Below are 6,998 nucleotides of genomic sequence, written 5' to 3'. Positions count from 1 at the left end.
TCCACTGGGATATCCACACCGTTGTCCACAGCTGTGAAATGAGGGACCACCGCCCTGGTCGAGGGCGATCGTTCCTGGCTTCTTCAGTGCAACTGCCGAGTGCTTGTCGCTCCCAGTTCTGTGGTTCGCGGTAGTGGCCCGGCGGGCTCAATGTTGGACGACGGTAACAACACCATGAACGCCTAGGCAACCCTCAAGAACAGGTGGAGGCCGGAAGTCAAGCATCACGGCCGTCAGCGTGTCGGGATTGCCTGCGAAGTGGTAATGAAGAGGCCAATGTGATTACACAGTTTGGTGGCGAGCGGCTTCTCCGCGTAACCTTGAACAGTCTGTCGCGCGCCTGTACGGCGTGCGGCGCGTCGTGGTGCCGCCGTCAGTGGTTCTTCGACGACGTCTCGATCGCGTGTCGGCAACGGCGCCGACTTCATGTAAGGAGCCAACCATGGCAAAGGGCAAGCGGACTTTCCAGCCGAACAACCGTCGTCGTGCCAAGGTGCACGGCTTCCGTCTCCGTATGCGCACTCGCGCCGGACGCGGCATCGTCGCCGCTCGTCGTCGCAAGGGCCGCGCTTCGCTGACGGCCTGATCCCGGCCGGGTGGCGGGTGCTTCCCGGGCCGCACCGGCTCCACCGTTCCGCGGATTTCGCGACGGTGGTCCGTCGGGGTGCCAGGAAGGGCCGTCGCACCATGGTGGTTCACGCCCACGTGGACTCTTCGGAGTTCCGCGTGGGCGGTCCCCGTTTCGGGCTCGTCGTGAGTAAAGCCGTCGGCGACTCGGTGACCCGTCACCGAGTCAGCCGGCGGCTCCGTCATATCGCGGCGCAGCTGATGTCCGGCGTCGAATCCGACCTGATGGTCGTCATTCGCGCCAATCCGGCCTCGGCTACTGCGTCACACGACGACCTCGCCCGTGATTTCAGCAAGGCCCTCGAGGTGGCCACTGCTCGAGCCAGGCAGGAGCGGTCATGACCGAGTCCAAACCGGGCATCGTGGCTCGCATCCTGTTGTGGATGCTCGACTTCTATCAGAAGGGGATCTCCCCGCTCACACCTCCGAGCTGCCGCTTCCAACCGTCGTGCAGCGCCTATGCGGTGGAAGCCGTTCGCGTGCACGGTGCTTGGTACGGGACGTGGCTCTCCGTGTGGCGCCTTCTACGGTGCGGACCGTGGACCCCCGGTGGCTGGGACCGCGTTCCCGAGCCGCGCGCACCCGACTGTGGCCGCGGACCGACTGAGCACCCGACCCCCTCCGAACGAAGCTAGGACTTCACCACCCATGTCGTTCATCACGGACCCTCTGGTCTATTACCCGATCTCCGGGATCCTCTGGTTCTGGCACAAGATCTTCGCGTTCCTCGGCGACCTGCTGCCGTGGGTGACCAATTCCGACTCCAACGGCGTCATCTGGGCGCTCTCTGTCGTGTTCCTGGTCGTCACCCTCCGCGTGATTCTCTTCTGGCCTGCGGCGAAGCAGATCCGGTTCTCCCGCAAGATGCAAGAGCTGCAGCCCAAGATGAAGGAGCTGCAGAAGCGGTACAAGAATGACCGCGAGAAGCTCGCGGTGGAGACCCGCAAGCTGCAGAAGGCAGAGGGGTTCAACCCACTGCTCGGCTGCCTGCCGATGTTCATCCAGATCCCGGTGTTCCTCGGACTGTTCCACGTCCTGCGGTCGTTCAACCGCATGGGCGAGCAGTTCGGTGCGCTGGGTATGACCGCCGAGGAGACGAGGAACACCGGCAACTACGTCTTCAACGCTGATGAGGTCCAGAGTTTCCTCGACGCTCGTTTGTTCGGTGCTCCACTGTCCTCGTTCATCTCGCAGCCGGTTGAGCAGTTCCAGGCCTTCGTCGAGCCCGGCGCGATGCTCGACTTCGCGCGGTGGAACATCATCCTGGTCGCCGTGCCGCTGATGATCGTCTCGGCGGTGACCACGCATCTCAACGCCCGGATCTCGCTGTCCCGCCAGTCCCCTGAAGCCGCGGCGAACCCGCAGGCGAAGATCATGAACCAGCTCATGCTGTGGGCGTTCCCTGTGGGCATCCTCGTCACGGGTGCGTTCTGGCCCATGGCGATTCTCGTCTACATGGTCACCAACAACCTGTGGACCCTCGGTCAGCAGTACTTCCTGTACGAGAAGATGGCCAAGGAGGATGACGCCGCTGCCCTCGAACGTCGCGAGGAGCAGAAGGCTCTCGCGCCCAAGGTCGGCGTCAAGCCCGTCAATCCCAAGAAGGCACGTCCCGGCGCCACTGGCGCACAGGGCGGTGGCGCGAAGGCCGGCCAGCCGGTCGAGAACGCACGTGCGGGCGTCGACGTCGTCGACACTCCCCCGGCGACCCCGACAGCACCTCAACCCGGCGCCAAACCACGCCCGGGTCAGAAGCCGCAGGCTCCCGGTGGAAATCGGACCAGACCCGCGCAGAAGTCTTCCGGCTCCTCGTCGAAGGGCAAGAAAAAGAAGAAGAAGCGCTGACCGACTGAAAGTGGTCACACCGACAAGGTCCCCGATGCCCCGGCATCGGGGACCTTGTCCCATACTTGGTGTAGGTATTCGCCACTCCGGACGGGGTCGGCGATCGGCGGTCACGATGGAGGCATGTCCATGTCGAAGAAAAATATCGAGGTGTCCGAGGAGCGCCTGGTCGAGGAAGGGGAGGTTGCCGGCGACTACCTCGAGCAGCTCCTGGACATCCTCGATTTCGATGGGGACATCGACATGGACGTCGAGGGCGACCGCGCGGTCGTCAGTATCGACGGTGGGGACGACCTGGACACCCTCGTGGGTGCCGACGGTGCGGTCCTCGATGCTATTCAGGAACTGACGCGTCTGGCCGTGCAGCAAGAGCTCGGCGATCGCAGCAGGCTCATGTTGGACATCGCCGGGTGGCGCGCGGCGAAGCGCGAGGCCCTCACAGAGGCAGCCCGGGTGGTGGCGAAGCGTGTGCTCGAGTCTGCGGATCCGGAGGAGATGGACCCCATGAGTCCGTTCGAGCGGAAGATCGTTCACGATGCGATCGCGGAGATCGACGGGGTCGATTCCGATTCGACTGGTGTTGAGCCACATCGCCGCGTCGTGGTGCTGCGGGCATAGCGGTCGCCGGAGTGGTTCAGGGGTGCGGGTGGTCTCCCGCACCCCTGACTTATTTCCCGGACACCCGGTCGAGCTGGTTATCCCCAGAGTTAGTCACAAGTGTGTAATTCGGTGGACGGTTTCACGTGAAACCGTTGGGCCGAACGAAATGGAGGTCGAGAAAACGATGAAGGATCACAAGGGTGACGAAGCGTCACGTGACGGCATTGGCGGTACGTCGGGCGGAATCCTAGATGACACCCCTCCCACGCCAGACAGTGTCGAGCAGGTGTTCGGGGACAGGGCGGATATGGCGATCCGATATGTCGAGTTCTTGTCCACTGCTGGCCTGGAGCGCGGACTCATGGGTCCTCGTGAGCGGCCACGGCTCTGGGATCGACACGTACTCAACTGCGCCGCCGGAGCGTCGCATCTGAACGATGGAGAGTCGGTCGTGGATATTGGCAGCGGGGCCGGTCTCCCCGGGATCCCACTCGCACTCGCCCGACCAGACCTTGCGATCACGCTCGTCGAACCGCTGCTCCGACGAGCCACCTTCCTCCAAGAGATCATCGATGTCTTGGGAATCGATGTTCGTGTCATTCGGGGACGAGCGGAGGCGAAGGCGATCATTGATGCAGCGGGTGGAGCTGACGTCGTGACCTCCCGGGCCGTGGCGCCCCTGGCAAAGCTGGCGGGCTGGTCCGCACCTCTACTCCGTACTGGGGGCCGAATGGTCGCCCTCAAGGGATCGTCCGCTGCGGAGGAGATTGAGCGTGATTCTGCGGCACTTCGCAAGCTCGGCTTCCACGATTCGCGTGTCGAGGTTGTCGCTGCGCCGGACGCTGAGGAGACGAGGCTGGTCATTGCCACGCTGGGGACTAAGATGGGCAAGCGGGGATCCCGCCCGAAGGGATCTGCCGGACGCCGGCGGAAGTAGACGCACTGGGGAGCCGATGATGTCGGTTTCACGTGAAACACTGACAGCACATGAGCGACGACGATCACGACTTTTCCGCAGCGACCATGATCAGAGCCCGTGCTCTGCGAGCCGAAAGGTGATGAATGTCCGACGACGAGACCCCGATCTTCGCCGCCGCGAGGCAGGCGAGCGAGGTGCTCCGCGGCGACGCGCCTTCACTGCCGCGTCCGTCCGAGACCAGGATCATTACGATCGCAAACCAGAAGGGTGGCGTCGGCAAGACCACATCGACGGTCAACCTCGCAGCCGCGTTGGCACTCCGCGGGCTGGGAGTCTTGGTGATCGATATGGATCCACAGGGTAATGCCAGCACCGCGCTCGGAGTCGATCATCGCGAGGGCACCCCCTCCAGCTACGAGCTGCTCATGTGGGAAGAGGCCGCGGAAGACCTCATGCAGCAGAGTCCGCATGCGGAGAGACTGTTCTGCATCCCGGCAACGATCGACTTGGCTGGCTCGGAGATCGAACTCGTCGGTCTCGATCATCGGGAAAGACGACTAGCCGAGGTCCTCAACAAGGACGACCTTGCCTCGCTAGGTATCGACTACGTGTTCGTTGACTGCCCGCCCTCTCTGGGCTTGCTCACTGTCAACGCGATGGTCGCCGCGCAGGAGGTCTTGATCCCCATCCAATGTGAGTACTACGCGTTGGAGGGAGTCGGGCAGCTACTGCGCAACGTCGAACTGATCAAACAGCATCTCAACCCCGCTCTCGACATCTCCACGATCATGCTCACGATGTACGACGGACGTACCAAGCTCGCAGAACAGGTGGCCGGGGAAGTCCGGGCGCATTTCGGGGACCGTGTCTTGAGGACGGTGATCCCCCGGAGCGTGAAGGTGTCGGAGGCGCCCGGATACGGAATGACGATCCTTCAGTACGACGCTGGATCCCGGGGTGCATTGGCCTATCTCGATGCGGCCAGTGAACTCAACGGCCGCGATCCTGCCAACGTGCACGGGGACGATGACGAAGCGTCCGACCATGTGGATCGCTCAGGCGAGCGCGGCAAAGATCAGGTTGACGCGTTGGCTGAGGCTGACGGAGACGATGGTGTGAAGGGTGACCGATGAGTCAGCAGCGTAAAGGTGGACTGGGACGTGGCCTCGCCGCTCTGATCCCGACTGGTCCCGACGAGGGTCCCCGGTTGGGCAATGACGCCGCGGACGTCATTCTCGGCCCACGTACTACCGGCCCGCGGACCACTCCCCCGCGCCCCCGCTCGACTGGACAGGCCGGGAAGCGGACCGGTTCATCCAAGCCGGAAGCTGACGAGCGTCATGACGCATCCGGCGAGTCCGACGTTTCACGTGAAACCGTTTCACGTGAAACTCCGGAGCTCGTCGATCCGGGCGCCGTCTATCGCGAGATCGCACCGTCGGCGATCCGGCCCAATCCGAAGCAGCCACGGACGACCTTCGACGAGGAGGCGCTCACTGAGCTCGCCCACTCGGTTAAGGAATTCGGCCTGCTTCAGCCGATTGTGGTTCGCGAGATGAGCGATGGCGACTACCAGCTGATCATGGGTGAGCGCCGCTGGCGAGCGAGCCAGCGTGCGGAGCTGGAGACCATCCCCGCGATCGTTCGACAGACGGAGGACGAGGACCTCCTTCGCGACGCCCTCCTGGAAAACATCCACCGAGTCCAGCTGAACCCACTCGAAGAGGCGGCGGCATACCAGCAGTTGCTGGACGAGTTCGAGGTGACCCAGTCCGAGCTCGCGTCGAGGATCGGCCGGTCTCGTCCGGCCATCACCAACAGCATCCGACTACTCCAGCTCCCCACCGCGGTCCAGAGGCGGGTCGCGGCAGGAGTCCTGTCCGCCGGGCACGCCCGAGCACTTCTCGGTCTCGAGGCGGGAGCGGCCGCTCAGGACGAGTTGGCAGCGCGCATCGTGGCCGAAGGGCTGTCGGTCCGGGCGACGGAGGAGATCGTCACCCTGGCCAATCGCGACGGCGACCACGACAAGGGCAAGCCTCGTCCCACGCCCCGAGGACGCCAGCGGAATCCAGAGCTGGAGGCGGTCGCCGGTCGCTTGTCCGATCGGTTCGAGACCACGGTCTCGGTCGCCATGGGACGCCGCAAGGGAAAGATCACGATCGACGTCGGAGACGCTGACGATCTCGCGCGCGTGCTCGCACTACTCGAGGGTGGGCCGGCCGGAACAGCACGATGATCACCATCCGTTCTCTCGACTTCTCGGCGCTCGACCAGTTGGGCGACCGTGCCCGACGCTGCGTCTACTGGCAGACCGACGGTAGAGACAGTCAAGAGGCGCCGGGTGACCCGGAGTTCGAGAAGGAAGCATGGATATCGCACGTCACTCTCGAGTGGGGTGTGTGCGGCCAGATAGCCAGTCACGCGGAACGCCCTGCAGGCGCTGTTTTCTATGCACCGCCTGGAATGGTGCCCAGGGCGACCTGCTTCCCCAGCGGTCCGGTCGCGGCGGACGCGATCCTCGTGGCCGGGATGTCCGTGGAGAACGACGCCCCTCCCGGGATGCTCACCGCACTCCTCGATGCCGTCGTGGTGGACCTGAGAGGCCGCGGAATCAAGGCGATCGAAGCCTTCGGGTTGACATCCCAGGACACCGGGGTGGAAGCGTCACGTGACGGGTGTGGGGCATCGAGCTGCGTGGCCTCAACGAGCTTCCTGCTCGAGCACGGGTTCACCGTGGTTGCGGATCATGAGACTCATCCCCGCCTCCGCCTGGACCTCGACAGTGAGCATCTCTGGAAAGCCGACGTCGAACGCGCTCTGGATCAACTCTTCGCGGAGGGGGGGATCTTCACCCGGGAACTCGGAGTGCTCTCGGGAGCGACTGTGGTGACCGGGTCGCCACAGTCGTGAGGCACGGTCGCTGTCGGAGAGCGCATCCGCTCGACCACCGCGTGACGCACGCAGGCCTCTACGTCCGTTGACGGCGTCACCCGCTGACAGGTGCCGT

General features: G+C 64.1%; 9 protein-coding genes. All 9 read left to right on the top strand.

Annotated elements, in window-relative coordinates:
* Window positions 1–442 precede the first annotated feature (442 nt).
* The 9 genes from rpmH (at window position 443) to OPF83_RS15765 (ending at window position 6,901) form a co-directional block, all read left to right on the top strand.
* Entirely contained in the window at window positions 443–586 is a 144-nt protein-coding gene (gene rpmH / locus OPF83_RS15805) for a 50S ribosomal protein L34 (RefSeq protein ID WP_264888578.1), read from the top strand.
* 17 nt (window positions 587–603) lie between these two features.
* Window positions 604–969, top strand: coding sequence for a ribonuclease P protein component (rnpA, locus tag OPF83_RS15800; RefSeq protein WP_264888577.1), 366 nt, complete (start codon window positions 604–606; stop codon window positions 967–969).
* Window positions 966–1,262, top strand: coding sequence for a membrane protein insertion efficiency factor YidD (gene yidD / locus OPF83_RS15795; RefSeq protein ID WP_264888576.1), 297 nt, complete (start codon window positions 966–968; stop codon window positions 1,260–1,262). Before rnpA ends, yidD begins: the two co-directional genes overlap by 4 nt.
* A gap of 13 nt (window positions 1,263–1,275) precedes the next feature.
* Entirely contained in the window at window positions 1,276–2,472 is a 1,197-nt protein-coding gene (gene yidC, locus OPF83_RS15790) for a membrane protein insertase YidC (protein ID WP_264888575.1), read from the top strand.
* A 129-nt stretch (window positions 2,473–2,601) separates the two neighbouring features.
* On the top strand, window positions 2,602–3,090 hold the full coding sequence (locus tag OPF83_RS15785) for a R3H domain-containing nucleic acid-binding protein (RefSeq protein WP_309297799.1): 489 nt from the start codon (window positions 2,602–2,604) through the stop codon (window positions 3,088–3,090).
* Between the two features lie 148 nt (window positions 3,091–3,238).
* The gene (gene rsmG / locus OPF83_RS15780) at window positions 3,239–4,009 is read left to right on the top strand and encodes a 16S rRNA (guanine(527)-N(7))-methyltransferase RsmG (RefSeq protein ID WP_264888573.1); all 771 of its coding nucleotides are present in this window, start codon (window positions 3,239–3,241) and stop codon (window positions 4,007–4,009) included.
* Window positions 4,010–4,134: 125 nt separating this feature from the next.
* Window positions 4,135–5,124 carry a ParA family protein gene (locus OPF83_RS15775; RefSeq protein WP_264888572.1) on the top strand — a complete coding sequence of 330 codons (990 nt, stop codon included), beginning with the start codon at window positions 4,135–4,137 and terminating at the stop codon, window positions 5,122–5,124.
* Complete coding sequence (locus OPF83_RS15770; RefSeq protein ID WP_264888571.1) at window positions 5,121–6,227, top strand: ParB/RepB/Spo0J family partition protein; 1,107 nt, start codon at window positions 5,121–5,123, stop codon at window positions 6,225–6,227. The genes OPF83_RS15775 and OPF83_RS15770 overlap by 4 nt, the downstream gene beginning before the upstream one ends.
* On the top strand, window positions 6,224–6,901 hold the full coding sequence (locus tag OPF83_RS15765; protein ID WP_264888570.1) for a hypothetical protein: 678 nt from the start codon (window positions 6,224–6,226) through the stop codon (window positions 6,899–6,901). Before OPF83_RS15770 ends, OPF83_RS15765 begins: the two co-directional genes overlap by 4 nt.
* The last annotated feature ends 97 nt before the right edge of the window (window positions 6,902–6,998 follow it).

The organism is Dietzia sp. NCCP-2495 (assembly GCF_026011735.1).
GTDB lineage: Bacteria > Actinomycetota > Actinomycetes > Mycobacteriales > Mycobacteriaceae > Dietzia.
Note: the sequence above shows the minus strand (reverse complement) of the source record. Positions and strands in the feature narration are given on the sequence as shown.